This window comes from Kineococcus mangrovi, from assembly GCF_041320705.1.
Lineage (GTDB): Bacteria > Actinomycetota > Actinomycetes > Actinomycetales > Kineococcaceae > Kineococcus > Kineococcus mangrovi.
The window spans coordinates 41552-65062 of sequence record NZ_JBGGTQ010000006.1 but is presented as its reverse complement, the minus strand read 5'-3'; the positions used below and the strand labels follow the sequence as shown (position 1 = coordinate 65062).

Below are 23511 nucleotides of genomic sequence, written 5' to 3'. Positions count from 1 at the left end.
TTCGGGACGCTGGGGTCGGGTGATCTTCGAGCACGACCGTGGTCTGCGCCGTCGCTCGTGAGGTTCGGACGGCGGGATGACCGTGAAGTGCTGTGATCAGCCGGCCTGGAAGCTTCCGATGACGGTCGTGCCGTCGGAGGCGTACACGGGCAGCGTCCGCACAGGCGGTTGCGCTGCTGACCACTGAGCTGCTTCCTGCGGGGAGGTGAAGTTCAGCGGCGGATTCAAGTCGCTGGCGCGGACGTAGCCCTGCTGGCCGGTGCTGGTGGTCGCTACGACGGCGATCAGGTCCGGTTGGCTGCCGTCGTCCTTGGTCACGCCGTAGGTCTGACCGTGGGCGTTGAGCGCCCACTCGGTCGGTGTGCGGGTGGAGTAAGCGGTCGTCAGGGACCACCGGGTGCCAGCCGTGGCGGTGATCGTGGTGGTGCTCTGACCCGCCTTCAACGCCAGGGTGTACCCGGCGCTGCCGCTGTGCTGCGCCGCCAGGCCAGGAGTGGGGACCGATGCTGCCTGGGCGGTGACGTCACCGGGGGCGCAGGACAGGCTGGCGCCGTCGTCGAAGGTGAAGGTGCCAGCACTGAGGCAGGTCAGCGTCAGTTCGACGCTGGTGACTCCGGCAGGCCGCTCGCCGAGGTCGACGGTGGCGGTGCCGGTGTGCACGACGGTCTGGGCCGGGGTGCGCAAGACGACGTCATCGGCGCCCGGCAGCGGCAGCACTCCCGAGGCCAGGGCTGCTCCACCTCCGCCGAGGCCGGCGGCCAGGACCGCAGCCAGGGTCAGGGTGCGTCGCCGAGGCCAGTGGCGACGCCGTGCGGGGCGGGACACCGCCTCGCTCTTGGCCGTGGTCTCGCCCGACGCGGTGGCCGATGCGGTGACCATCTGGCGCAGGTGGGTGCGCAGGGCCTCGCGGAACACCGGGTCCAGCGCAGCCGGCTCGTGGGCGGTGAAGCGGTCGCGGACCTCAGCATCCAAAGCGGCGTCTCGAGCGGCCTCTTGGGCAGCGGCCCGGGTGGTGTTGGGGGTGGAGATCGGCTCGGTCATGGGTGCTGCCCTTCGGGTGCGCGCAGGCGACTGGCGGCGGGGTGGTCGGCCAGGGCGGTGCGTAGGCGGGTGCGGGCGCGGTGCAGGCGGGTCTTGGCCGCACCCGGGCTCAGCCCCAGGACGGTGGCGGCTTCGGTGAGGGTGAGGTCTTCGAGGACCACCAGGGTGATCAGCTGCAGGTCCGGTGTGCGCAGCACCCGTAAGGCAGTGGCTAGGGGCTCGTCGAGGTGGGCGGCGGTGTGGACCTCAGCGACGTCAGCGACGTCAGGGGTGCGGTGTGGTGCGGGTTGGTGGTGCAGGCGGTGCAGCAGGTCGCGGTAGCGGCGGGTGCTCCGGGTGGTGTTGCGGGTCAGGTTGGTGGCGGTGACCAGCAGCCACGGCAGGAGGCTGCCGGTGGTGGGGTGGACGTCGTCGCGGCGGCGCCACAGTTCCAAGAAGGTGGCGGCGGTGACGTCGTCGGCGTCGGCTGCGGTGGTGAGCAGTCGGGCGCTGTGGCGGTGCACACGGCCGTGGTGGCGGTCGAAGAGGGCGGCGAAGGCGTCGCCGTCGCCGCTGCGGGCGGCTGCCCATAGGGCCTCATCGGTGCTGTCCACACCACCTAGTGTCCGGACGAGCGTGGTTGGTTACAGGACACAAGGCCCGGATGACGAGCTCCTGGTCTGCGGGATGACCGTGCGCCCGCGCACCGCGGCAAGACCGAGCGATCTTTCCTCACTCGTGGGGAGAGGACCGCTCGACATCGGCCACTTCCTCAGCTCGACGAGTCCCGGGCCGTGCGCGCATCACGGCGGCGACGCGCAGCTCGGCCTGCCAAGCTCGAGAACACACCGATGCACGCCCCCATCAGCAGGCCGCGCACCCACCATGGCCACCCCATGGCGTCCGAGACGTAGGTGGCGACGACCGCTCCGACCACCGCGAGGACGCCCCACGGCCAGACACGCGGGCGCCTTCGAGCCACCACCTCAGAGTCCTCACCCATCACCGGCTGATCGTCCCAGGCGAAGCCGACTCCTCCATGGAGACGGTCACGTCCCTGTGATGCCCTGTGTCCGTCGTTGCCCAGGAACGCGCACTATCCGCGGGATGACCGTGACGTCGCCCGCAGGGCGCCGTGAGCGGATGGGTGGCGCTGCTTCAAGAGACTTAGGAGCCGGCTCCCCCCGCCGATGGGATCCCGACCTAAGACTCTGGAACGAGGTGCTCAAGGTGGGCCGCCACCGTGCTGGCCAAGACGCGCGGGTGCTGCGCAACCGCACCAATCAGATCAGCGGCTGGCTCGGCTGGGTCCTGCTCACGGTGGTGTGGTGCCTGAGCGACCCAATGGGCTTCGTCTACCTGGGCGAGGATCCCTGGGCTACACGGTCGTTCGGCACCCTGGTGACTGCCGTCATCGGTCTCGGCAGCTTCCTGTTCGTCCTGCTCTTCGCGGTGCCGTACGTGCGGTTGGCGCCAGGCGGCATCACCGTGCAGAACTTCCTGACTCGTTGGGTCATCCCGCAGGCGCAGGTCGCCGGTGTTGAGCAGGGGACGACCTACCCGCGGGTGACGTTGCACGATGGGCGGCGAGTCTGTCTGTACGCCGCGGAGCGGTCACGGTGGATGGACCTGCGGGGTCTGTCCGTGGTGACCGATCAGGACCTGGTGCAGCCCGGCGTCGAGGCGGGGACGGGCGAGGGTGCTGTTGCGCGGCGCTGGGTGATGCCTGGGGAGCTGAAGATCGTCGGCGCCTTCTGGGTGCTGCTGCTCCTGGGCGGTTCGCTCTTCGGCAGCTTCAGCAGCTACCTGCGGTAGTCGAGCCGACCGCGGCCAGCATCGCTGCCTGGGCAATTGCCGCCGGTCAGCGAGTGGCACCCGGAGGGCGGGATGACCGTGCGTCCCGCTTGGCCGTCGAGCCGCCACAGATGGAGGGCAGGACGGGATGTGCCTCAGTGGCGAGAGGGGCTGGCGTCCGGGACGCTTTGCACCCGCTCCCCACCCCGCAAGGCCGGCCACAGCCCAGCGACGAGGGCGACGAAAGCCCCACTCGTCATGATCGAGACCGCGGTGAAGCGCCGCTCGTCCACCGAGCAGTCGTACCCCGCGACGGCGGCACTGCTCGGCGAGATCGCCGATCCGCAGTCGAGTTGGGCGCCCTCGTAGGTCGTGGTCGTCGGGTGGAACAGCAACAGGATTCCGACGGCGATCGCAGCGCACCCGAGGAGCAGGATTCGCGCGGACCAGGGACGGGACGTCATCCTCATGTGCTCACCCTCTACGCACAGGTGATCTCCACGCTGCTCTTTCGTAGACCTGCAGGTCCCAACTATGCGGCCATCGACATCACCGTGCGCCCGCGCGCCGCGGGATGACCGCGAGATCTCGATCTGCTGCCTACCGGGGCTCTGCCTACACCGGTGCCCGCTCGTGTCCGATGCGGCCCCTACCGTGGCTGGGCATGGAGGAGACGACGCGGGTCACCGCCAAGGACGTCCCTGGCAACCCCGGCCTCAAGCGCGACTTTTGGGCGGCTGTTCTGGGATGGAGCTTTGAGCACCGCGACCCCCAGGACGGAGAGCGGGTCCGCGTCCACCTCCGCCTGGACGGGACGCTCGTCGGTGAAGGCATCTGGGAGAAGCGCACCGATCAGCCGGATGGCAGCTACAAGGCCGTGCTGCACACCGACGACGGTCGCGTGGTGAGCGTTCCCGGCGGTCCCCGGTGCGAGGTGGTTCAGGCCCTTCCTCGTCCGCGGCCTCCGGTGCTGACCGCTGAGGAGCTGTACGTGGCGGGTGAGCTGCTGGAGGAGCTGGCCGCGGTCTACGCCGGGGAGGACCTGGGGCGGCTGGCTGGGGCCGTTGCCGCTCGGATCGAGCAGGGCTTGGCCGAGTACCACCGGCACGCCGACTGAGGTCGCAGGCTAGATGTGGACGGTCATGACGTGGGTGCCGGGTCTGCCGCTGGACCGCGGCTCGATCACCCGCGGCGAGCACGCCGCGGACGTTCTGGCGGCCTTCCTGCAAGCACTGCATGTGCCTACTCCGGCGGAGGCACCAGCAGACACGGGCCGGGGTGCGCACCCCAGGGACTGCGGCGACGGCTTCGAGCACTTCCTCATCGCCCTGGACGCCGACGCGGTCGAATCCGCCGCTGACGTCCGAGCCGTCTGGGACGACGCCGTGGCCGCGCCGGCGTGGCAGGGGCCACCGGTGTGGGTGCACGGCGACCTGCACCCGGCGAACGTCGTCGTCGCCGACGAGATGCTGTCGGGGATCGTCGACTTCGGCGACCTGTTTGCCGGCGACCCGGCGGTGGACCTAGCGGCGGCCTGGGTCCTGCTACCGACCGGTGCGGCGGCTCGGTTCTTCCAAGCCTACGGGCGGGCGGACGACTCGACGATCCGGCGGGCTCGCGGTTTGGCCGTGCTCAAGAGCTTGTTTCTGCTGCTGATGGGCCAGAACGGAGAGCGCGGACTACCTGGTGGTAAGCCGGCGTGGGGTCGGGCAGGGCGTAAGGCGCTCCACCGGGTCCTTGCTGAATACCCGCGCTGAGCGGAAGTACGGCGGCAGCCGGCGTCGATGCTCGTCAGGGGCGTGCTGGGTGATTTATCGGACATCGGCAGGAGCGCGAAGCGCGGTCATCGACAAGACCGCGACGTCGCCGGCCGCGGGCGATCACGCACAACGCGGGATGACCGTGTGGTCGGGCCGGATCCTGTCCCAAGTTCAGAGCTTCAAAAGGGACACGCCGAACCGTCGTTCGAGCGCCTGCATGATCAACCGGTGGTCCTTGGCGACAGCGGCGTCAGCAGGTGTGATGGCGCCCGTCCAGGCCGCGGTGGAGGTCATGCGTACGCACACCGTGTTCTTCGTCGCCCGTATCGCCACGTCTCCGGGGTTGGGGATGGACTTGGCCTCCGCATCGCCCTTGTGGAACCACACGAAGACCTCGACCGGCCGGCTCTCGACCTGGCGCCAGGCGTACTCCATGGATTCGTCTGAGGCTGAGCGTTTGAACGCGTCTTCCAAGCGTTGTGCGTAGCCGCGTGGGTGCCTCAGGAGGAAGACGCACCCGATGGGTTCGATCCACGCCTAGTCGTCCTCGTCCACTGGTTGCTGCTCGGCCTGGTGGTCGCTCGTGGAGACCGGCGCCGAGAGGTGCTTGTGCGGCTCGGGGGTCGATGGATCCAGGCTGCTCATCTACGCATGATCGCGCCCGATCGGCGGGATGACCGTGAGGTTGCCGAGCCTGCGGGGGTGCAACCCACGGGTGGTCGTGGTTGGTCCTGCCGAGAGGTCTAGGGCTAGACGAGCTCCTGCGATGATCGAGCCGGTCACTGCCAGCGACGAAGGGTACGGGAGTGAGCGCGAAACGACGCTCGAGGCGGCCTGCGGCGGTGGCAGGGCAGCCGACCGCGGCCCAAGCCCGTCAGCAGAAGATCAGCGCGATGCGGGCTGGGGACGCGCGCCGGCGACGTCGCCGGCAGGTCACCGTCACCACCACCACCACCGTCGCGGCGCTGGCCCTGGTGGCCCTCGTGGTGGTGGTCTTGCAGAACGGGCGTGACAGCTCCAGCACGGCGGGGGCGACCCCACCGGGGGTCACCGGCAGCGACGGGGGGTACGTGCTGCCCGGCACACCGGCCGCAGGGGCACCCACGCTGGACATCTGGGAGGACTTCCAGTGCCCGGCGTGCAAGACCTTCGAGACCGTCCAGGGCCAGACCGTGACCGAGCTGGCCGCCAGCGGTCAGGCCAAGGTCGTCGTCCACGTCGTCACGCTCATCGGTGACCACAACATCGGCAACCAGTGGTCGCAGAAGGCCGCTGAAGCGGCCGCCGCGGCGGCCGCGCAGGGCAAGTTCTTGCCCTTCCACCGCGTGGTGTTCGCCCACCAGCCGGCCGAGGGGGCCGGTTTCACCGATGAGCAGCTGCGAGGGTTCGCCCAGCAGGCCGGTGTGCCCGACATGGACGCCTGGCAGCAGGCCTACGACAGCGGCACCTACGCCGGGTTCGTCCAGCGGGTCGAGGCGCGTGCGGAGGGCAGCGACCAGATCCAGGGGACCCCGACGTTGCGGGTGGGGGGCCGGGAGATCGCCTACGCCGAGGCGGTCAACGCCACCCCGGAGGCCTTCAAGGCCCTCGTCCTGCAGCCGTAGGCCCCCGGTGCGAGGGGCCGGCCAGGGTGGGCAGGTGGTGCTGGTCCGGGGTGTCTGCACCCGCCGCGTGCTCAGCCCCTCCGGGTGAGTCCTGGGCTCAGGCGCGGTCGTACAGGCTGTGCGCTGCCGGGCGCAGGCACCAGCGCACGCTCATCAAAGCGATCGCCAGGGCGAGCAGGCCATAGACCAGCGGGACCCCCAGCCCGATCGCAGTAGGGATCCCCCACACGTCCAGGACGCTGGTGATCGAGACGGCGGCCGCCGCGGTGGCCAGGACCGGGGTGAGCGCGTGGGCGAGGTGGAAGGCGCCCGGTCGCCACCGCCAGACGGTGGCGACCACGACGGTGTTGAGCAGCTGCACCACGGTGGCCATCAGGCACCCCGCACCGGCCCCGATGGCGCCCATGAGCATCTGGCTGTCGTCGTTGACGGTCGCGAACACTGCACCCAGGCCGGCGCCGAGCACTGCTCCTGTGGGTGCACCGACCAGGAGGAGGCGCGGCAGCACTTTCACGCCGATCTGGAGGGCGGTCGTGGTGTGCGCGGTGTGCGTGGTGGAGGCAGGCACCTGCTCAGCCTGGCACAGCGGGGCCAGGGGTGGATGGCGCGACCGTGTACCTATGCACCGCGGGACGACCGCGCGGTTGGCTACGACGTGTGGTGGCTCCCGGACTGAGGTGCTTGGGCGGTGGGGGCGTCACCACCACCGGGCGCCGTGGACGACGCGGTGCGGTGAGCGGCCTGTCCGGGCGTCCTCGAGGAGCTGCTCGACCTGACCGAGACCGTCGCTGTCGTCGTCGCTCGCGTTGGCCTCCCAGCCGTGACTGGTACCGAAGGCGGTGAGGCGGGGGGTGCTGACGTGAACGAAGTCGCCGGTGACGACGCCGAGGATGTGCTCGTCGAGTTCGGTCAGGAGGTGCTCGGAACCGTCGTCGCAGGCGTCGCAGCCGCAGGTAGGCACGGTGGCCAGGGGGACGGCGGGTTCGCCTGCGCTGATGGTGACGATGTTGTCGTCGGGGCCGTCGAAGCCGCGGAAGCTCAGCACCACGGGGATCGCGCTCTGCTGGTGCGGGCGCAGTCGGTGGGCCCGGAGGGGGGCGATCCCGGAGGGGGAGCCGTCGCGCCACGTGTCGTCCGTGGGGGTGAGATCGATGGGTTCAAGGGTGGCCAGACCTGCGTCGGTGAGAACTCGCGCCCAGGCATCGGCTCGGACGGTGAGGATGCGGTACTTGGTGGGGTCCAGGCAGCGGGAGTACTCCTCCGGGGCGGGCTCGTGGTCGGGGTGGGGGTCAGGCCAGGCCGCGATGGACGTTGGGTCCTGCTCGAAGGCGGCATCGACGGCTGCGCGCAGGGTGTCCTGGTCCACGGCGGGGAGCGTAGGACGGACGGTGTTGCGCCGGGCCGCCAATGGCAGTCGTGACGGCGCCGGGGAGCATCCGGAGATCGACAGGACCGCGACGTCGCCGACGGCCGCGGCCGCGCACGATCCGCGGGATGACCGTGACGTCATCGACGTCCTGGCCAAGCGGTACGGCCTGAGGCCTCGGCTCTGCGACCCGGTCTGATGATCTTCCCTAGGGTGCTGGGTGTGCGACTGCGCCTGGGACTGCTGCTGTGGGTGGTCCAAGTGCTCTACCTGGCGGTGGAGCTGATCGCCGTCGCGGCCGTGCAGGCGCCGTACAGTCTGGTGGACAACACCATCAGCGATCTGGGCGCGGTGGGCTGTGCGACGGTGGCCTACCCCACCGGCCCGGTGCCGGTCTGCTCCCCGGGGCACGTCGCGGTCAACGTCTCCTTCGTGGTGTTCGGTGCGGCGATGGCCCTCGGAGCGGTGCTGCTGCGTCCCTTCTTGTTCACGGGCCGCGCTGGCTGGGTCACCACCGCCGTGTGGGTCGTGGCCGGGGTGGCGCAGGTGGGTTCCGGTCTGGTGCCCGTGGACGCCGACCTGGAAGGACACGCTCTGGTGTCGGCCCCGGGGATCGTCGCGACGGGACTGGCCAGCGTGCTGATGGGCTGGAGGGCCGGCACGTTGCGGCGTTGGCCGCGGTGGCGAGCGGTCGTGCTGGTCGTGGGGGCGGGGAGCCTGGTGTGTGGCGCGTTCTTCGTCGTGCGCCTGGACACCTCCTGGGGTGGTCTGCTGGAGCGGGCGGCCCTGTGGCCGTCCTGCGTCCTGCTGACACTGGTGGCCCACCTCCTGGGCGCCGCCAGTGCCCAGGAGGCCAGGAGCGTGCGGGGCAGGACTTCTCCAGCGCACTGACGTGAGCGCTCATCGGACGGGCCGTCCTCCGCCCTGAGCTGGACACGCTCATCGCCACGAGCGGTCGTCCCGACGGGTCGGACCGCCCCTCGCGACCCACGTCCCCGCCACCGCCTCACGGCACCAGGCCGGCCCCCGTCCCCGCCCGCTCGGCGTCGGCGGCGACGAGCTCGGCGTAGCGGCCCCCGGCGGCCAGGAGTTCGGCGTGCGTCCCGCGCTCGACGACCCGGCCGTGGTCGAGCACGGCGATCTGGTCGGCGTCGCGCACGGTCGAGAGGCGGTGGGCGATGGTGATCGTCGTGCGCCCTCGCGACAGCTCGGCGAGGGCGGCGGCCATGGCCCGCTCGGTGCGGGTGTCCAGCGCCGAGGTGGCCTCGTCGAGCAGGAGGACGGGCGGGTCGCGCAGGACGGTGCGGGCCAGGGCGATGCGCTGCTTCTCCCCGCCGGAGAACCGGTACCCGCGCTCGCCGACGACGGTGTCGTAGCCCTCCGGCAGCGCGCTGATCACGTCGTCGACCTGGGCGATCCGGGCGGCCCGGCGCAGCTCGGCGTCCGTGGCGTCCGGTGCGGCGAAGCGGAGGTTGTCGGCGACGGAGGCGTGCAGCAGGGACGTCTCCTGCGTCACGACACCGACCGCGTCGGACAGGGACCGGGCGGTGAGGTCGCGGACGTCGACGCCGTCGAGGCGGACCGCGCCGGTGTCGACGTCGTACAGGCGCGCCAGCAGGTACCCGAGCGTCGTCTTGCCCGACCCGGTGGCGCCGACGAGCGCGAGGGACGTCCCGGCCGGGACGTCGAGGGACACGTCCGCGACGGTGGGGGCGTCCGCGCCGGTGTAGCCGAACGACACGTCCTCGAACCGGACGTGCCCGCGCGGGTGCGGCAGCGTCCGTGCGCCCGGCCGCTCGGCCACTTCGACGGGGGTGTCGAGGTACTCGAAGACGCGGGTGAACAGGGCTGTGGAGGCGTGCAGCCGCACGACGATCCGCAGCAGCGCCCCCAGCGGCCGGAACAGCTGCCCCTGCAGCGTCACGAGCGCCACCAGCGTGCCGATGCTCAGCGCGGTCCCGGTGCCGCGGATCCACCCGCCGAGCAGGTAGGTCAGGGCGGGGACGGCGGCCATCGTCAGCGTGATGAGCGACCACTGCCAGCGGCCGGCCATCTCCGAGCCGACCTCGAGGCGGGCCACGTCGTCGGACTGGGCGGTGAAGCGCTCGACGACCTCGGGGGTGCGGCCCGTGGTCCGCGTCAGCAGGATCCCCGAGATCGACAGGGTCTCCTCGACGGTGGCGGACATCCCGGCGAGCTGCCGCTGCCGCTGGGCGGTGGTGCGCCGGCGCAACCGTCCGACGCGGCGGTTCAGCCAGACCGAGAACGGCAGGACGCAGAACGAGAACAGCGCGAGGCGCCAGTCCAGCGCGAGCATCGCGACGACGGTGACGACGACGGTGGCGAGGTTCTGCACGAGGTCGGCGCCGGTGCTGGTCACGACGGTCTGCAGGGCGCCGATGTCGTTGGCGATGCGGGACTGCACCTCACCGGTGCGGGTCCGGGCGAAGAAGCCCAGGGACATGCGTTGCAGGTGCGAGTACAGCGCGACCCGCAACCCGTGCATGACGGCCTGCCCGACCCGCGTCGTCAGCAGTCCCTGGACGACGTCGAGGGCGGTGCCGACGGCGACGGTGCCGACGAGCCCGGCCGCGAGCCAGGCCAGCAGCCGCAGGTCCCCCCGGGGCAGGGCGACGTCGACGACCTCGCGGACGAGGAACGGCGAGGCCACGCCGGCGACGGCGGAGCAGGCGATGAGGACGGCGACGACGACCAGCGTCCGGGTGTGCGGGCGGAACAGCCGCAGCACGCGGGCGATCTCGTCGCGGTGGGGTCGGTCGGGTCCTCCTGCGGTGGCGGTGGTGGTGGTGCCGGTCCTGCCCGGCCGGGAGGGGTCGCGTCCGGGGTCACCCCGCACGAGCTCACCTCTTTCTTGTGGTCGCCTCACAGTGAGGTTACCTCAAGAAAGGTAGGGTGCGGGGGTGGACGACCTCGACGGGGACCTGCTGGAGACGCTGCGCTCGGTGCAGTGGCGGCTGCGGCGCAGCGCCCACGGCGACGTCGACGACCTCGGCATCACCCCCGCCCAGGGCCGGGTGCTGCGCGTCGTCGGACGCTGCGAGCAACCGCCGCGGATGGGGGAGGTGGCCGTGCGGCTGCACATCGCCCCCCGCTCGCTCACCGACCTCGCCGACCCCCTGGAGCGGGCCGGGCTGCTGCGCCGGACCCCCGATCCGGGCAACCGCCGCTCGGTGCTCCTGGAGCTCACGGCGGCGGGCGCGTCCGTCCTCGAGGAGCTGCGGCGGCGCTCGCGGGCCACGGCGACGGGGGCGCTCGGGGTGCTGCCCGTCGAGGACCGTCGGCGGTTGCTGGAGCTCCTGCGGACGGTCGAGGGGGCGCTCGCCGACCCGGTCCGCTGAGCTCCCTGGTCACCGAACGGCGTCTCGCGACTACAGTCGGTCTCACCCGATCCGTCGAGGGAGGTGTCGAGCGTGCTGGAGCCCGCCGGGCCCACCGCCACCACGGGCACCGTGCCCGAGGCCCAGCTCGGCCTCGCCCTCGACGCCGCGCGCGTCGCGCTCTTCGACTACGACCTCCTCACCGGGGTGCTGCGGGCCGACGACCGCCTGGCCGCGCTGCTGGGCACCCCGGTCGAGACGACGGCGACGGGGTTCACGGACCACTTCTGCGCGCTGGTGGGCCCCGAGGAGACCCGCCGGTTCCGCGACGTCGTCACCCGCGCCGTCCAGACCGCCGCACCGTTCCACGTGGAACTGCGGGGTCGACCCGGGGGTGACCGCCCGGCGTGGGTGGGCGTCCGCGGCCGGGTGGTGCTGGAGGACCACCGGCCCGTGCGGTTGCTCGGCGTCGTGCGCGACACGACGGGGGACCACGTCGTCGACGCGGCCAGCGCGCTGGAGTCGTTGCCGGCCGCCTACTACGCGCTCGACCACGGGGGGTCGCTGCGCGCCCTGAACGCCGAGGGCGAACGCCGTGCGGGACGGTCGCGGGAGGAGCTGCTCGGCCGGCCCTGGGGTGACGTCTTCCCCCTCGCCTCCGGGTCCGAGGCCGACCGGGTGCTGCAGTCGGTCGAGCGCACCGGCCGCGCCGAGACCGTCGAGCTGCTGCACCCCGAACCGCTGTCCCTGTGGTGCGAGCTGCGGGCCTGGCCCGACGGGGACGGGACGAGCGTCCTGCTGCTGCCGTCGACGGCGCGCCGGGAGGCCGAGGAGGCGGCGCAGCGGGCGCGGACCCAGGTCCAGGTGCTGACCCGTGTCGGCTCCCACCTGTCCGGGACGCTGGACGCCGAGACGGCCGTGTCCCGCCTGTCCGGCATCCTCGTCCCCGTCCTCGGCGACTGGTGCATCGTCTCGGTCGTCCAGGACCAGTCCACGCTGCGCGACGTCGGCTGCCAGCACGCCGACCCCACGCGGCAGGACCTGCTCGAGGCCTACCGCTCGCACCGGATGCGGGCCGTCGCCGGCCACAGCCCCGGTGGGCCGCCGTTCATCCTCCAGGCGATCCGCACGGGACGTCCCGTGACGCTGCCCGTCCCCGCCGTCACCGCCATCCAGCAGGTCGTCGGACCCGGACGGGCCTTCGACGAGATCACCGCGCTGGCCCCCGAGCACGTCGTCGTCCTGCCGCTGCGGGCGCGCGGGAGGACCGTCGGCGTCGCCACCCTGGGCCGGGACCGGGGCCGGCGGGGGTTCGACCCCGAGGACCTCGCGACCCTGTCCGGCGTCGCCGAACGCGCCGCCCTCGCCCTCGACACCGCCCGGCTCTACGGGCAGCAGCAGCGCATCGCCGAAGGGCTGCAGCGCGACCTGCTGACCCCGCCCGCGCAGTCCCCGCACTGGCAGACGGCGGTGCGCTACCGGCCGGCGGCCCACGCCGCCCAGGTCGGCGGCGACTGGTACGACGCCTTCCACCAGCCCGACGGCACGACGACCCTGGTCATCGGCGACGTCGTCGGCCACGACACCGCCGCCGCGGCGGCCATGGGGCAGCTGCGGAACCTGTTGCGCGGCATCGCCTTCGCCGCACCCGACCGGCCCGCAGCTCTCCTGCGGCGGCTCGACGCCGCCGTGGCGGGCCTGGGGGTGGGGACGCTGGCGACCGTCCTGGTGGGGCGCCTGCACCCCCGCCCCGACGGGGTGGTCCTGGAGTTCTCCAGCGCCGGGCACCCCGCCCCCGTCGTGCTGCGCCGCACCGGGACCGCGGTGCCGCTCGGGGTCGCCGAGGGGCGCGAGGGCCCGGACCTGCTGCTGGGCATCGACCCGGCCACCCCCCGCCACGACGGCGAGGTCGTGCTGCGACCCGGCGACACCGTCCTCTTCCACACCGACGGTCTCGTCGAGCGGCGCGACCAGGACCTCGACGAGGGCACGGCGTTGCTGCTGGCCGCGGTCGAACGGCACGCCCGGCTCGACCTGGAGGGGCTGTGCGACGCCGTCCTGGACGACCTGCTGCCGTCCCGGCCCGAGGACGACGTGGCCGTCGTCGCCGTTCGCACCCGGGACTGACCCTCCGCCCGCCAGCACCACCGACCGTGAGCACTGCGCCGCCGGACGACCTGCCCACCCGCTCCGTCGCCTGACGCGTCACCGCCCGGGGACCTCGCCCGCTCGCGCGCCGCCCTGCACCCCGGTGCGGACGCGCTGCGCGAACTGCGCCTGGTCCGCAGCGAGCGGCAGCGGCGCGACTCCCGGCTCGTCGGACCCACCGACGTGCGCGTCCTCGTGACCTGGACCGCCCCGTGAGGCGGGACCGCGTGCCGGGCCTCCTCGTCCCGGCCCTGCCCGCGGCGCGCGTCGCGTGGCTGCGCCTCGTCCTGGGCGCCTTCGCCCCCCTCGACGCCACCCTCGTCACCGACCACGTCCTGCAGCACGTCCACGTCGGTGCGTTCTGACGGCCCGTCCTGGTGGGGCGGGTCCTGCACCTGCCCCCGCCGACGACGGTGACGGCCTCGCCGGCGCTCGCCGCGATGGTGCTCGGCGTCGTCCTGGCCCTGCCGCGGCGGACCCGGCACCTGGCGGGCTGGCCGACCTCGCCCGGTCCCTGGCCCCCGTCGCGCTCTGGCTGCGCGGGAAGCGGCTGCACCTCCGGTCGGGGCCGTGACGCTGTTCCACGTCTCGACACCTGACGCTCGGCATCCACTTCCTGCCGACCGTCGTGTGCTGGGCGGCCTTCCTGCCCCTGGAACGCCTCGGCGCGCTCCGCCGGGTCCGACCGGTGGCGGGCCGACCGGTGCGGGAACCGGTCTGAACGTCCGGGGGTCCCCCCGTCCTCGTCGTGCACCTCGTGGCGCCGTTCGAGGAGGCGCGGGGCTGAGGTTCCCCGGTCGTCACGGCATCCGCTCGCGCAGCGACCGCCGGTCCAGTGCTCGTTCTGCCGACGTCAGCAGCTCACCGAGAGGCATCGGGAGCTCCGCGTCGAGGTCGGCGACGGCGACCTCGGTCGTCCGCCACTCCCGCTCCAGCAGCGGGACGAGCTCGCGTGCGCGCCCGGTGAGGTCGACGACGCGCTCGCGGCCGTCCACCCCGCGAGCGGTCCGCAACCACCCGTCGCGGCGCATCTGCGCGACGGTCTGGCTGGCGGCGGAGTGCGTCACCCCCGTCGCCCGCGCCACCTCGCGGATCGTCAGCGGACCGTGCGCGAGGACGGCCCGCACGACGGGGGAGTACCGCGGCCGCCACCCCTCCAGGCCGAGGTCCGCGCCGAGGTCGGCGACGTCGTGCTCCAGCCGGTCCAGCAACCGCCGCAGCTGCGTCCCCAGGCCCGTGACGTGCAGGTCCTCCCGGCTCACGGCAGCGCGGCGAAGCGGTCGGTGGCGGCGGTGACGGGGGCGAGGAACGCGTCGCCGCCGTGCCCGGCGTCCTCCACGACGACGAGCTCGCTGCCGGGCCAGGCCCGGTGCAACCGCCAGGCGGTGTCGAGCGGGCTGGAGACGTCGAGCCGGCCGTGGACGAGGACACCGGGGACGCCGGCGAGCCGGTCCGCACCCGCGACGAGGTCACCGCCCGGGGCGAGGTCGGCGAGGAACCCCGCCGCGGCGAAGTAGTGCGTGACGAGCCGGGCGAAGGCGAGGCGGAACGCCGGGTCGGCGTAGCGCGGGTCCGGCCGGTGACCCGGGGCGAGGGAGACGTGGACGTCCTCCCACGTGCACCAGTCCCGGGCCGCCCGGTCCCGGACGCCCGGGTCGGGGTCGTGCAGCAGCCGCGCGTACGCCGCGGCGAGGTCGCCGTCGCGGTCGCCCGGTGGGACGGCGTCGCGGAACGCCTCCCACTCGCGGGGGAAGACGCGGCCGACGTCGCGGGTGATCCACTCCACCTCCCGCCGCGTCGTCGTCGCCACCGAGAACAGGACGAGCGCGCGGACGCGGTCGGGATGGCGCTGGGCGTGGGCGAGCCCCAGCGTGCTGCCCCACGACGCCCCCAGGACGAGCCAGCGCTCGATACCGAGGTGCTCGCGCAGCCGTTCGACGTCGGCGAGCAGGTGCGCGGTGGTGTTGGCCGACAGGTCGACGAGGTCGTCCGCCGCCGACGGGGTGCTGGCCCCGCAGTTGCGCTGGTCGAACTGGACGATCCGGTAGCGGGCCGGGTCGAGGTACCGCCGCCACCCGGGTGTCGCCCGGCCACCCGGTCCGCCGTGGAGGACGACGGCGGGTGTCCCGGCCGGGTTCCCGCTGACCCACCACGCGACGCGGTGGCCGTCGCCGACGTCGAGCACCCCGTGCGCGTGCGGTGCGCCCTCCCGGTAGCCGACCACGACGCTCCCCCGATGCAACAGTGCTGTTGCATCCACGCTACCCGGTCAGAGCGAGAAGACGCCCCAGCAGATCGCGTCCCGCCGTCCCTGGTCCTCCAGCACGAGCGTCCGCACGGCCGCCGGCAACCGGTCGCGCTGCCGGTCCCGCACCGCGCGACCCGCCGCCACGCCCGCGTCGGCGACGACCGCCTTGATCGCGTACGCCGCCGCGCCGAGGTCGTGCTCGGCGACGTGGGCCACGCACGCGGCCTGCCCCGCGGCGTAGGCGGCGAAACGCGCCGCCCCGCGCAGGGGTCGCGCCGCCCCCATCGCGTGCCCGCCGAGGGCCCGGCACCCCGTCATCGGCAGCGACCCCGCCACCCAGGCCCGGGTGGCGTCGACGGCCTCGCGCGGGCGCCGGTCCTCCGGGCGCTCGCGCTCGAACAGCTCCAGGACGTGCTCGGCGCAGTCCGCCGCCCACGACGCCAGCAGGTGGTGGTCCTCGTCCGTCAGGGAACCGCCGCGGCGGACGGTGACCAGGCGCGGGTCGCGGACGGCGGGCAGGATCACGCGGCGCCCCGCCCCACCGCCCACAGCGCCGCCACCAGCCGTCCCGACCAGGACCGCAGGGTGTCGGCGACGTGCACGGCGTGCTCGGGCCCCGACCGGCCCCTCACCGGCGGACCCGCGCGACGTCGTCGAGGGCCTGCTCGGCGCCCACGCCCCACTCCCGGCAGGGGGCGCCGTGCACCTCCTCCCACCAGCTCACGCGCGCACCCACGGGTCCTGCGGCCGCCGCCCCGGGACGAACCCGACCGAGGCCGCCAGCGCTCCCGCCTCCGCCAGCCCGTGCCCGACGGCGCCGGGGTGGTGGGCGTCGCTGCCGAACGTCAGCCGTCGCCCGCCCTCCTGCACCCACCACCGCAGGACGGCCGGGTGCAGCGGGAGCCGGGTGTTGAACTCCAGGCACCGCTGCGTCCCGGCGAGCGCCCGCAACGCGGTGCGCAGCTCCTCCTCGAACTCCGTCGGGTCGAACTCCCCGGGCCAGCTGCGCACCGGGTAGTCGAGGTGCGCGAACGTGTCGAAGTCCGCCGTCGCCATCCGGCACACCTCGGCGAGGTAGTCGCGGAACACGTCTGCCGCGGGCCGCTGCTCGAACAGCAGCCACGGTTCGGCGTACGCCTCCCCGTCCCACAGGCAGTGCAGCGACCCCACGACGCGGTCGACGGGTTCCAGCCCGGCCAGTTCCGCGGCGTGCAGGTGCGGCTGCCCGACCTCACGGCCGCTGAGGACGACGAGGCCGGGGAACTCGGCGCGGCAGCGGTCCAGGCTCTCGCGGTAGGCGTCCGCGTCCGGCAACGGCGCCCGCAGGATCCCGTCGACGACGAACTCGCCGTGCTCCTGCGCGAGGAACCCGGCGCGGAACGGCGTGAGGTCGACGTGTTCGGTGAAGGCGACGGACGGCAGGTCCAACGCGACGGCACGGGCGCACGTCTCCCGCATCGCGCCGACGTTGCGCGCGTCCCAGGAGAACTGGCTGTGCACGTGACCGTCCGGTGGCAGCACCCGGCCAGCCTGTCAGCCGCAGCCCGAAGGGGCCAGGGCCGGGAGGGGTCGGTGCCTGGACCGGTACGTTTCCACCCGCTCAACCGTCCCGAACGGGTGGAGACGTACCGGTTCCGGCAGCTCGAGGAGGGTGACGAGGTGGAGGTCCATCCGCCGGCGCCGTGATTCCGGTCAGCTCCCCAGCACCAGCGCCAGGTGCAGCGCCAGCCGGTCCCGCCCGTCGTCGAGGTCGTACCCGCTGACGGCGGTGATCCGCCGCAACCGGTGGTAGAGCGTCTGCCGGTGGATCGACAGCGCCTCGGCGCTCCGCTGCGCCGACCCGGCGAGGTCGAGGTAGGTCCGCGCGGTGCGGACGAGGTCGGGGTCGGCGGCCAGCAACCGGCGGGCCCGCTCGTCGAGCACGACGTCGGCGAGCGCGGCCGGGTCGCCGAGGGCGTGCAGCCGCAGGGCGCCGAGCCGTTCCCACTCCCGCACCCCGGCGCCCCCCGAGCGCAGCGCCGCGTCGGCCTGCTGCCAGCCGGTGTGCGCCGACCCCGCGGCGACCGTCCCCGAGACCCCGACGGCCAGCCCGCCGGGGTGCTGGGGCAGCAGGGCCGCGGCGGCCCGTTCCGCGACGTCCCTGCCGCCGAGCGGGGTGGGCACGACGAGGGCGGCCCGGTGGCCGACGGCCGCGGACAGCACGGCCCGCGGCAGCAACCAGCCGTTGACGGCGCCGGTCGGGCCGCCGTCGACGGGCGCGATCGCCACGACGGCGACGGTCGGGGTCAGCAGCCCGTCGCGCTGCAGCTCCTCCGCGGCCCGGGCGCGCGAGCCCGTGTCGGTCGACAGCAGCTCACCGACGGCCCACGTGGTGCGGTCGGCCGTCCGCGCGCGGGTGGCGAGGTGCGCGGCGAGGAGGTCGAGGGCGTCGTGGACGCGGTCGAGGTGCTGGGCGCGGACCCGGTCGTGCGGGTCGAGCAGCCACAGGTAGCCGTAGGTGACGCCGCGCCAGCGCACGGGCAGGCACCACCGCGCCAGTCGCCCGGACGAGGTGTCGCCGGGGATGCGCAGCGGGGCGGTGGCGCGGGCGATCCCGAACCCCGCGAACAGCTCCTGCACGAGCGGGTCCGAGCGCCGCCGCAGGATGGACCGGCGACGGACGTCGTCGATGACCTCCTCGTGCCCGGAGCTGGCCACGAGCAGCAGGTCGCGGTCCTCCAGCGTCGCCGGCGCCCCGGTGAGCTCGGCGACCGTGTCGACGAGGTCCTGCACCTGCTCGGTCGGGCTCACCCGCCCATCATCCACGTGGATGACGATCCCGGCGGAAGACGTGGCAGCCGTCAGTGGCTCTCGTCACGCCGACGTTCTAGCGTCGAAGGGTGTTCGGACAACTCCTCCTGGGCGTCGCCGGCAACGACGGCGTGCGCCGGCTCGTGACCGGCAGCATCCTCAGCCGGCCCGTCGTCTCCCGCTTCGTCGCCGGCGACGACGTCGACGCGGCCGCCGGTGCGGTCCGCGACCTCGCGGCGCAGGGCATCGCGGTGAGCCTCGACCGGCTCGGTGAGGACGTCACCGTCCCGGAGCAGGCCGACGAGACCGTCGCCGGCTACACCGAGCTCCTCGACCGCCTCGCCGGCGAGGGCCTCACCAGCGGCAACGAGATCTCGATCAAGCTCTCCGCCCTCGGCCAGGGGCTCGGCCCCGACGGGCCGCGGCGGGCCACCGAGCGCGCCCGCCTCCTCCTCGAGCGCGCCCACGCCGCCGGCGTGGACGTCACCGTCGACATGGAGGACCACACCCGCGTCGACGACACCCTCGCGACCGTCCGCGCGCTGCGCGCCGACTTCCCGCGCACCGGCTGCGTCCTGCAGTCGATGCTGCGCCGCACCGAGGGCGACGCGCGCGACCTGGCCCGCCCCGGGTCCCGCGTGCGGCTGGTCAAGGGCGCCTACAACGAACCGCCGGAGGTCGCGCACCCGGCCAAGGCCGACGTCGACAAGGCGTACGCGCGGTGCCTGCGGGCGCTGCTCGACGGCGGCGCGTACCCGATGATCGCCACCCACGACCTGCGCATCGTCGCCCTCGCCGAGGAACTCCTGCGCGACAGGCAGGAGGGGTCGGCGGAGTTCCAGATGCTCTACGGCATCCGCTCGGCCGAGCAGCGGCGCCTGGCCCGCGACCACACCGTCCGCGTGTACGTCCCCTACGGCACCGACTGGTACGGGTACTTCTCCCGCCGCCTGGCCGAACGCCCCGCGAACCTCGCGTTCTTCGCCCGCTCGCTCGTCGCCGGCTGACCGGCCCCCGCTGCAGAAACCCGACACGGAAGGAAACCGTCGTGCAATCCGTGACCGACGTCCCCGCCCCGCGCAACGAACCCGTCCACGGGTACGCCCCCGGCAGCCCCGAGCGCAAGCTCCTCACCGACGCCCTCGCCGCGCACGTGGCGAACCCCGTCGACCTCACCCAGACCATCGGCGGGCAGGAGGTGCTCGGCGGGGGGACGCGCGTCGACGTCGTCCAGCCCCACCAGCACGCGAGCGTCCTCGGCACGTTCGGCACCGCCACCCGCGACCAGGCCCGCGCGGCCGCCGACGCCGCGCTCGCCGCCCGCCGCGACTGGGCCGCGATGGACTACGACGACCGCGCCGCGGTGTTCCTGCGGGCGGCCGACCTCCTCGCCGGACCCTGGCGCGAGAAGATCGCCGCCGCGACGATGCTCGGGCAGTCCAAGACCGCCCAGCAGGCCGAGATCGACGCCCCCTGCGAGCTCGTCGACTTCTGGCGGTTCAACGTCGCGTTCGGCCGCCGGCTCCTGGAGGAGCAGCCGGTCTCGGGCCCCGGCGTCTGGAACCGCCTCGACCACCGACCGCTCGAGGGTTTCGTCTACGCCGTCACGCCGTTCAACTTCACGGCCATCGCCGGGAACCTGCCGACGGCCCCCGCCCTCATGGGGAACACCGTCGTCTGGAAACCCTCCCCGACGCAGACGCTCGCGGCCTGGCACACGATGAAGCTGCTCGAGGCCGCCGGGTTGCCGCCGGGCGTCATCAACCTGCTCACCGGTGACGGCGTGGACGTCTCCGAGGTCCTGCTCGCCGACCCGCACCTCGCCGGCATCCACTTCACCGGCTCCACCGCCACGTTCCAGCACCTGTGGCGGACGGTGGGGGAGAACATCGCGGACTACCGCACGTACCCGCGCCTGGTGGGGGAGACCGGCGGCAAGGACTTCGTCGTCGCCCACCCCTCGGCCGATCCCGCGACCCTGTCGACGGCGATGACCCTCGGCGCGTTCGAGTACCAGGGGCAGAAGTGCTCGGCGGCCTCCCGCGCGTTCGTGCCGAAGTCGGTGTGGGACGTCGTGGGCGAGGAGTTCCTCGGCCGCGTCGACTCCCTCACCTACGGCGACGTGAGCGACCTGTCGAACTTCGGCGGCGCCGTCATCGACGCCCGCAGCTACGCCAAGAACGTCGCCGCGATCGAGCGCGCCCGCCGCACCGACGGCCTGACGATCGCCTCCGGCGGGACGTACGACGACTCCGAGGGGTACTTCGTCCGCCCGACCGTCGTCCTGGGCCAGGACCCGACCGACGAGGCGTTCTGCACCGAGTACTTCGGTCCGTTCCTCGCCGTCCACGTCTACGACGACAGCCGCCCCGGTGCCTGGGCGGACGTCCTGAGGACGGTGGACGAGGGCGCGGCCTACGGGCTGACGGGGTCGGTCGTCGCGGACGACCGCACGGCCGTGGCGGAGGCGTCACGGGCGTTGCGGTTCGCCGCCGGGAACTTCTACGTCAACGACAAGCCGACCGGCGCGGTCGTCGGGCAGCAGCCGTTCGGGGGTTCGCGCGCCTCGGGCACCAACGACAAGGCCGGGTCGATCCTCAACCTGCAGCGCTGGACGAGCCCCCGCGCGATCAAGGAGACGTTCGTCGCGCCGACCACGCACGTCTACCCGCACATGCGCTGAACGTCAGCTGGTTGAGAACGCGCCGACGGGGGTAAGGGGCCGTCATGACGCAACCCACGGGGTCCGGCACCCGGACCGACGACCTGAGCGTGTCGCACGGGCCCGGCCCGGCCGCCTCGACGAGCACCCACCGTCGCGACGAGAGCGTGGGCCAGCTCGTCGGCCAGCTGACCGAGCAGATGTCCCGCCTGGTGCGGGACGAGGTGCAGCTGGCCAAGGTCGACCTGACCGCCAAGGGCAAGAAGGCCGGCGTCGGGATCGGGATGTTCTCCGGGGCCGGTCTGCTCGCGTTCTTCGGCGTCGGTGCGCTCGTCACGACGGCGATCCTGGGCCTGGCGCACCTGGTGCCGGCCTGGCTGTCCGCGCTGATCGTCGCCGTCGTGCTGTTCGCCGTCGCCGCGGTGCTGGGGCTCGTGGGCAAGAAGGAGGTCCAGCAGGCCACCCCGCCGGTGCCGCAGAGCGCCGTCGACGGCCTCAAGCAGGACGTCCAGACCGTGAAGGAGGGGCTGCAGCGGTGAGCGGGACGACCCCCACCCCCGGCACGGGGCCCACCCCCACCGACCGCGACGCCCTCGTCGAGGACATCGAGAAGACCCGTGAGCGCCTCGCGGCGACCGCGGACGCCCTCGCGGCCAAGGCGGACGTCAAGGCCCAGGCCACGGCGAAGGTCGACGAGCTGAGGTCCACCGCCCAGCACCGCGTCCACGAGACGAGCGAACGCGCGCCGGGCACCCCGCCGCAGCAGACCGCGGTCCTCGTCGGCGCGATCGTCGTCGCCACCGCGCTCGCGGTGTGGCTCGTCGTGCGGAGGCGGTGACCGTGAACACCGCGAAGCTCCTCTACCGCCCCCTCGGCCTGGCCACCGGCGCCCTCGGCGGCGTCCTGGCCGGGACCATCGTCAAGCAGGTGTGGCGCAAGGCCTCCGGGGAGGAGGACGCGCCTGACGCGCTGCAGCACGAGTACCCGTGGAAGGAGGTCCTGCTGGCGGCCGCCCTCCAGGGCCTCGTCTTCGCCGTCGTCAAGGCCGCCTCCGACCGCGGCGGCGCGGTGCTGTTCGAGAAGCTCACCGGCTCCTGGCCGGGTGACTGAGCGCTCCCCTGGGCGCAGCGCCCCGGCGCGGGGGTCACCGCCGGGGACGGCGAGGTCAGCCCACCTCCGCTCGCACGAGCGGCGCGACCTCGGTCCCCAGCAGCTCGACGGCCTTCATGACGTCCGCGTGCGGCATCGTCCCGGCGGACAGGTGCAGCATGAACCGGTCGATCCCCAGCTGCTCGTGCTGCAGGAGGATCTTCTCGGCGACCTCGCGCGGGGAGCCGACGAGCAGCGCGCCCCGGCGGCTGCGGGCGGCCTCGTAGGACGTGTGGGAGAAGTAGCCCCAGCCGCGCTCCTGCCCGAGCTGGTTCATGACGCCCTGGTAGGGCTTGAAGTGCACGTCGGTCGCCTGCTGCGTCGTCGGTGCGACGAACCCGTGCGAGTGCGTCGCGACGCGCAGCACCGACTCGTCGTGCCCGGCGCGGCGGCCGGCCTCGCGGTACAGCTCGGCCAGGGGCGCGAACTGCTCGGGCATCCCGCCGATGATCGCGATGGCCAGCGGCAGGCCGAGGGTCCCGGCGCGCACGACGGACTGCGGGTTGCCGCCGACGGCGATCCACACCGGCAGCGGCTGCTGCACGGGCAGCGGGAACACCCCGAGGCCGGGGACGCCGGGCCGGTGCTTCCCGCCGGCCCACGTCACCGCGGCGGGGTCGTCCCGGATCGCCAGCAGCAGGTCCAGCTTCTCGGCGAACAGCTCGTCGTAGGCGTCGAGGTCGTGGCCGAACAGCGGGAACGACTCGATGAACGAGCCGCGACCGGCCATGATCTCGGCGCGTCCGTCCGACAGGCCGTCCAGCGTCGCGAACTGCTGGAACACCCGGACGGGGTCGTCGGAGGACAGCACGGTGACGGCGCTCGACAGCCGGATGCGGGACGTCCGGGAGGCCGCAGCGGCCAGGACGACGGCCGGGGCGGACGCGGCGTAGTCGGCCCGGTGGTGCTCGCCGAGGCCGTAGACGTCGAGGCCGACCTGGTCGGCGAGCTCGATCTCCGCCACGACCTCCCGCAGCCGCTGCGCGTGCGAGACGGTCGTGCCCGTCCCCGGGTACGGCGTGGTCTCCGCGAACGCGCTGATCCCGATCTCCACGATCCCCAGCCTCCTGATTGAAGTCTCAATGATATGAGACGAGGGTACCCGGGTCCGGGACGAGCTGCAGCCCGCTGGAGGTCAAGATGTCCTGGTGAGCGACCTGTTGAGCATCGGGACCGTCGCCGCGCGGGCCGGGGTCTCCGTCGCGGCGCTGCGCTACTACGAGGAGCGCGGCCTGGTCACGGCCGTCCGGGACGCGGGCGGGCGCCGCCGCTTCCCCCGGCACGTCCTGCGCCGGCTCGCCGTCGTCGCGGCCGGTCAGCGCGTGGGGCTGTCGCTGGCCGACATCGGGGAGGCGCTGGCTACCCTGCCCGCCGACCGTCCCCCCACGGCCCGGGAGTGGGCGCGCGTCGGGCGCCGGTGGCAGCAGCTGCTCGACGCCCGCATCCGGGAGCTGGAGGGGCTGCGCACCTCCCTGACGGGCTGCATCGGCTGCGGCTGCCTCTCGCTGACCCGCTGCACCCTGGTCAACCCCCACGACGAGGCGGCGGAGGAGGGCAGCGGGTCCCGGTGGCTGCGCGCGGCGACCGCGAGCGGCGACGGCGAGCGGTGAGCCGACGGCCCGGGTCGGCGCT

The 23511-nt window shown here is 73.5% G+C and carries 26 protein-coding genes and 1 pseudogene; 14 read left to right on the top strand and 13 right to left on the bottom strand.

The features are described from left to right. Positions 1 to 96: 96 nt before the first annotated feature. On the bottom strand, positions 97 to 1041 hold the full coding sequence (locus AB2L28_RS13620) for a hypothetical protein (protein WP_370719521.1): 945 nt from the start codon (positions 1039 to 1041) through the stop codon (positions 97 to 99). Continuing rightward, positions 1038 to 1634: an RNA polymerase sigma factor gene (locus AB2L28_RS13615; RefSeq protein WP_370719520.1), complete on the bottom strand. Its 597-nt coding sequence runs from the start codon at positions 1632 to 1634 to the stop codon at positions 1038 to 1040. The genes AB2L28_RS13620 and AB2L28_RS13615 overlap by 4 nt, the downstream gene beginning before the upstream one ends. Before the next feature lie 607 nt (positions 1635 to 2241). Here AB2L28_RS13615 and AB2L28_RS13610 point away from each other — a divergent pair. After that, the gene (locus tag AB2L28_RS13610; protein WP_370719519.1) at positions 2242 to 2835 is read left to right on the top strand and encodes a hypothetical protein; all 594 of its coding nucleotides are present in this window, start codon (positions 2242 to 2244) and stop codon (positions 2833 to 2835) included. A gap of 134 nt (positions 2836 to 2969) precedes the next feature. Here AB2L28_RS13610 and AB2L28_RS13605 read toward each other — a convergent pair whose 3' ends face one another. Beyond that, a complete protein-coding gene (locus AB2L28_RS13605; RefSeq protein WP_370719518.1) occupies positions 2970 to 3284 on the bottom strand; it encodes a hypothetical protein in 315 nt (104 codons plus the stop codon). Between the two features lie 194 nt (positions 3285 to 3478). Here AB2L28_RS13605 and AB2L28_RS13600 point away from each other — a divergent pair, with 194 nt between their 5' ends. Both AB2L28_RS13600 and AB2L28_RS13595 read left to right on the top strand, forming a co-directional pair. Further along, positions 3479 to 3931, top strand: coding sequence for a hypothetical protein (locus tag AB2L28_RS13600; RefSeq protein WP_370719517.1), 453 nt, complete (start codon positions 3479 to 3481; stop codon positions 3929 to 3931). Positions 3932 to 3944: 13 nt separating this feature from the next. Continuing rightward, positions 3945 to 4571 (top strand): annotated as a pseudogene (locus AB2L28_RS13595) (phosphotransferase); the annotation flags it as partial. A gap of 174 nt (positions 4572 to 4745) precedes the next feature. On the opposite strand, the gene AB2L28_RS13590 reads toward AB2L28_RS13595, so the two are convergent. After that, a complete protein-coding gene (locus AB2L28_RS13590) occupies positions 4746 to 5048 on the bottom strand; it encodes a hypothetical protein (RefSeq protein WP_370719516.1) in 303 nt (100 codons plus the stop codon). 368 nt (positions 5049 to 5416) lie between these two features. Between AB2L28_RS13590 and AB2L28_RS13585 the strand changes: the two genes are divergently transcribed. After that, the gene (locus tag AB2L28_RS13585; protein ID WP_370719515.1) at positions 5417 to 6178 is read left to right on the top strand and encodes a DsbA family protein; all 762 of its coding nucleotides are present in this window, start codon (positions 5417 to 5419) and stop codon (positions 6176 to 6178) included. A gap of 97 nt (positions 6179 to 6275) precedes the next feature. Here AB2L28_RS13585 and AB2L28_RS13580 read toward each other — a convergent pair whose 3' ends face one another. Next, positions 6276 to 6746, bottom strand: coding sequence for a hypothetical protein (locus tag AB2L28_RS13580; RefSeq protein WP_370719514.1), 471 nt, complete (start codon positions 6744 to 6746; stop codon positions 6276 to 6278). 129 nt (positions 6747 to 6875) lie between these two features. Further along, positions 6876 to 7544 carry a DUF6226 family protein gene (locus AB2L28_RS13575; protein WP_370719513.1) on the bottom strand — a complete coding sequence of 223 codons (669 nt, stop codon included), beginning with the start codon at positions 7542 to 7544 and terminating at the stop codon, positions 6876 to 6878. Positions 7545 to 7766: 222 nt separating this feature from the next. Here AB2L28_RS13575 and AB2L28_RS13570 point away from each other — a divergent pair, with 222 nt between their 5' ends. Continuing rightward, the gene (locus AB2L28_RS13570) at positions 7767 to 8435 is read left to right on the top strand and encodes a DUF998 domain-containing protein (protein WP_370719512.1); all 669 of its coding nucleotides are present in this window, start codon (positions 7767 to 7769) and stop codon (positions 8433 to 8435) included. 115 nt (positions 8436 to 8550) lie between these two features. Here the strand turns inward: AB2L28_RS13570 and AB2L28_RS13565 are convergent, their stop codons facing one another. After that, positions 8551 to 10401 carry an ABC transporter ATP-binding protein gene (locus AB2L28_RS13565; RefSeq protein WP_370719511.1) on the bottom strand — a complete coding sequence of 617 codons (1851 nt, stop codon included), beginning with the start codon at positions 10399 to 10401 and terminating at the stop codon, positions 8551 to 8553. Between the two features lie 64 nt (positions 10402 to 10465). Here AB2L28_RS13565 and AB2L28_RS13560 point away from each other — a divergent pair, with 64 nt between their 5' ends. The 3 genes from AB2L28_RS13560 to AB2L28_RS13550 all read left to right on the top strand — a co-directional run bounded on the left by AB2L28_RS13560 (position 10466) and on the right by AB2L28_RS13550 (position 13395). Beyond that, on the top strand, positions 10466 to 10903 hold the full coding sequence (locus tag AB2L28_RS13560) for a MarR family winged helix-turn-helix transcriptional regulator (RefSeq protein WP_370719510.1): 438 nt from the start codon (positions 10466 to 10468) through the stop codon (positions 10901 to 10903). Between the two features lie 72 nt (positions 10904 to 10975). Then, positions 10976 to 13009: a SpoIIE family protein phosphatase gene (locus AB2L28_RS13555; protein WP_370719509.1), complete on the top strand. Its 2034-nt coding sequence runs from the start codon at positions 10976 to 10978 to the stop codon at positions 13007 to 13009. 248 nt (positions 13010 to 13257) lie between these two features. Beyond that, positions 13258 to 13395, top strand: coding sequence for a hypothetical protein (locus AB2L28_RS13550; protein WP_370719508.1), 138 nt, complete (start codon positions 13258 to 13260; stop codon positions 13393 to 13395). 435 nt (positions 13396 to 13830) lie between these two features. Here the strand turns inward: AB2L28_RS13550 and AB2L28_RS13545 are convergent, their stop codons facing one another. From AB2L28_RS13545 to AB2L28_RS13525, 5 genes are all read right to left on the bottom strand, one after another. Further along, on the bottom strand, positions 13831 to 14292 hold the full coding sequence (locus tag AB2L28_RS13545; RefSeq protein ID WP_370719507.1) for a MarR family winged helix-turn-helix transcriptional regulator: 462 nt from the start codon (positions 14290 to 14292) through the stop codon (positions 13831 to 13833). After that, positions 14289 to 15254, bottom strand: coding sequence for a prolyl aminopeptidase (gene pip / locus AB2L28_RS13540; protein WP_370719506.1), 966 nt, complete (start codon positions 15252 to 15254; stop codon positions 14289 to 14291). The genes AB2L28_RS13545 and pip overlap by 4 nt, the downstream gene beginning before the upstream one ends. A 45-nt stretch (positions 15255 to 15299) precedes the next feature. Continuing rightward, a complete protein-coding gene (locus AB2L28_RS13535) occupies positions 15300 to 15803 on the bottom strand; it encodes a putative immunity protein (RefSeq protein ID WP_370719505.1) in 504 nt (167 codons plus the stop codon). 195 nt (positions 15804 to 15998) lie between these two features. Beyond that, on the bottom strand, positions 15999 to 16799 hold the full coding sequence (locus tag AB2L28_RS13530) for a PHP domain-containing protein (protein WP_370719504.1): 801 nt from the start codon (positions 16797 to 16799) through the stop codon (positions 15999 to 16001). Between the two features lie 171 nt (positions 16800 to 16970). Beyond that, complete coding sequence (locus AB2L28_RS13525) at positions 16971 to 18068, bottom strand: PucR family transcriptional regulator (RefSeq protein WP_370719503.1); 1098 nt, start codon at positions 18066 to 18068, stop codon at positions 16971 to 16973. 89 nt (positions 18069 to 18157) lie between these two features. Here AB2L28_RS13525 and AB2L28_RS13520 point away from each other — a divergent pair, with 89 nt between their 5' ends. Genes AB2L28_RS13520 through AB2L28_RS13500 form a run of 5 tightly spaced genes read left to right on the top strand, consistent with a single transcriptional unit; the run spans position 18158 to position 21840 of the window. After that, positions 18158 to 19075, top strand: a complete 918-nt coding sequence (locus tag AB2L28_RS13520) for a proline dehydrogenase family protein (RefSeq protein WP_370719502.1) — start codon at positions 18158 to 18160, stop codon at positions 19073 to 19075. A gap of 41 nt (positions 19076 to 19116) precedes the next feature. After that, complete coding sequence (gene pruA, locus AB2L28_RS13515) at positions 19117 to 20751, top strand: L-glutamate gamma-semialdehyde dehydrogenase (RefSeq protein ID WP_370719501.1); 1635 nt, start codon at positions 19117 to 19119, stop codon at positions 20749 to 20751. Positions 20752 to 20795: 44 nt separating this feature from the next. Further along, positions 20796 to 21269, top strand: a complete 474-nt coding sequence (locus AB2L28_RS13510) for a phage holin family protein (protein WP_370719500.1) — start codon at positions 20796 to 20798, stop codon at positions 21267 to 21269. Beyond that, the gene (locus tag AB2L28_RS13505; RefSeq protein ID WP_370719499.1) at positions 21266 to 21568 is read left to right on the top strand and encodes a DUF3618 domain-containing protein; all 303 of its coding nucleotides are present in this window, start codon (positions 21266 to 21268) and stop codon (positions 21566 to 21568) included. The genes AB2L28_RS13510 and AB2L28_RS13505 overlap by 4 nt, the downstream gene beginning before the upstream one ends. 2 nt (positions 21569 to 21570) lie before the next feature. Beyond that, the gene (locus AB2L28_RS13500) at positions 21571 to 21840 is read left to right on the top strand and encodes a DUF4235 domain-containing protein (RefSeq protein ID WP_370442755.1); all 270 of its coding nucleotides are present in this window, start codon (positions 21571 to 21573) and stop codon (positions 21838 to 21840) included. A gap of 55 nt (positions 21841 to 21895) precedes the next feature. Here the strand turns inward: AB2L28_RS13500 and AB2L28_RS13495 are convergent, their stop codons facing one another. Continuing rightward, positions 21896 to 22933 (bottom strand): LLM class flavin-dependent oxidoreductase, encoded by a 1038-nt coding sequence (locus tag AB2L28_RS13495; protein ID WP_370719498.1) that lies wholly within the window; start codon positions 22931 to 22933, stop codon positions 21896 to 21898. 94 nt (positions 22934 to 23027) lie between these two features. Between AB2L28_RS13495 and soxR the strand changes: the two genes are divergently transcribed. Further along, on the top strand, positions 23028 to 23489 hold the full coding sequence (gene soxR / locus AB2L28_RS13490; protein WP_370719497.1) for a redox-sensitive transcriptional activator SoxR: 462 nt from the start codon (positions 23028 to 23030) through the stop codon (positions 23487 to 23489). Positions 23490 to 23511 lie beyond the last annotated feature (22 nt).

Coding starts and splice junctions, on each gene's coding strand:
- AB2L28_RS13620 (WP_370719521.1), bottom strand. CDS start 1,041: ATGACCGAGCCGATCTCCACCCCCAACACCACCCGGGCCGCTGCCCAA.
- AB2L28_RS13605 (WP_370719518.1), bottom strand. CDS start 3,284: ATGAGGATGACGTCCCGTCCCTGGTCCGCGCGAATCCTGCTCCTCGGG.
- AB2L28_RS13510 (WP_370719500.1), top strand. CDS start 20,796: ATGACGCAACCCACGGGGTCCGGCACCCGGACCGACGACCTGAGCGTG.
- AB2L28_RS13600 (WP_370719517.1), top strand. CDS start 3,479: ATGGAGGAGACGACGCGGGTCACCGCCAAGGACGTCCCTGGCAACCCC.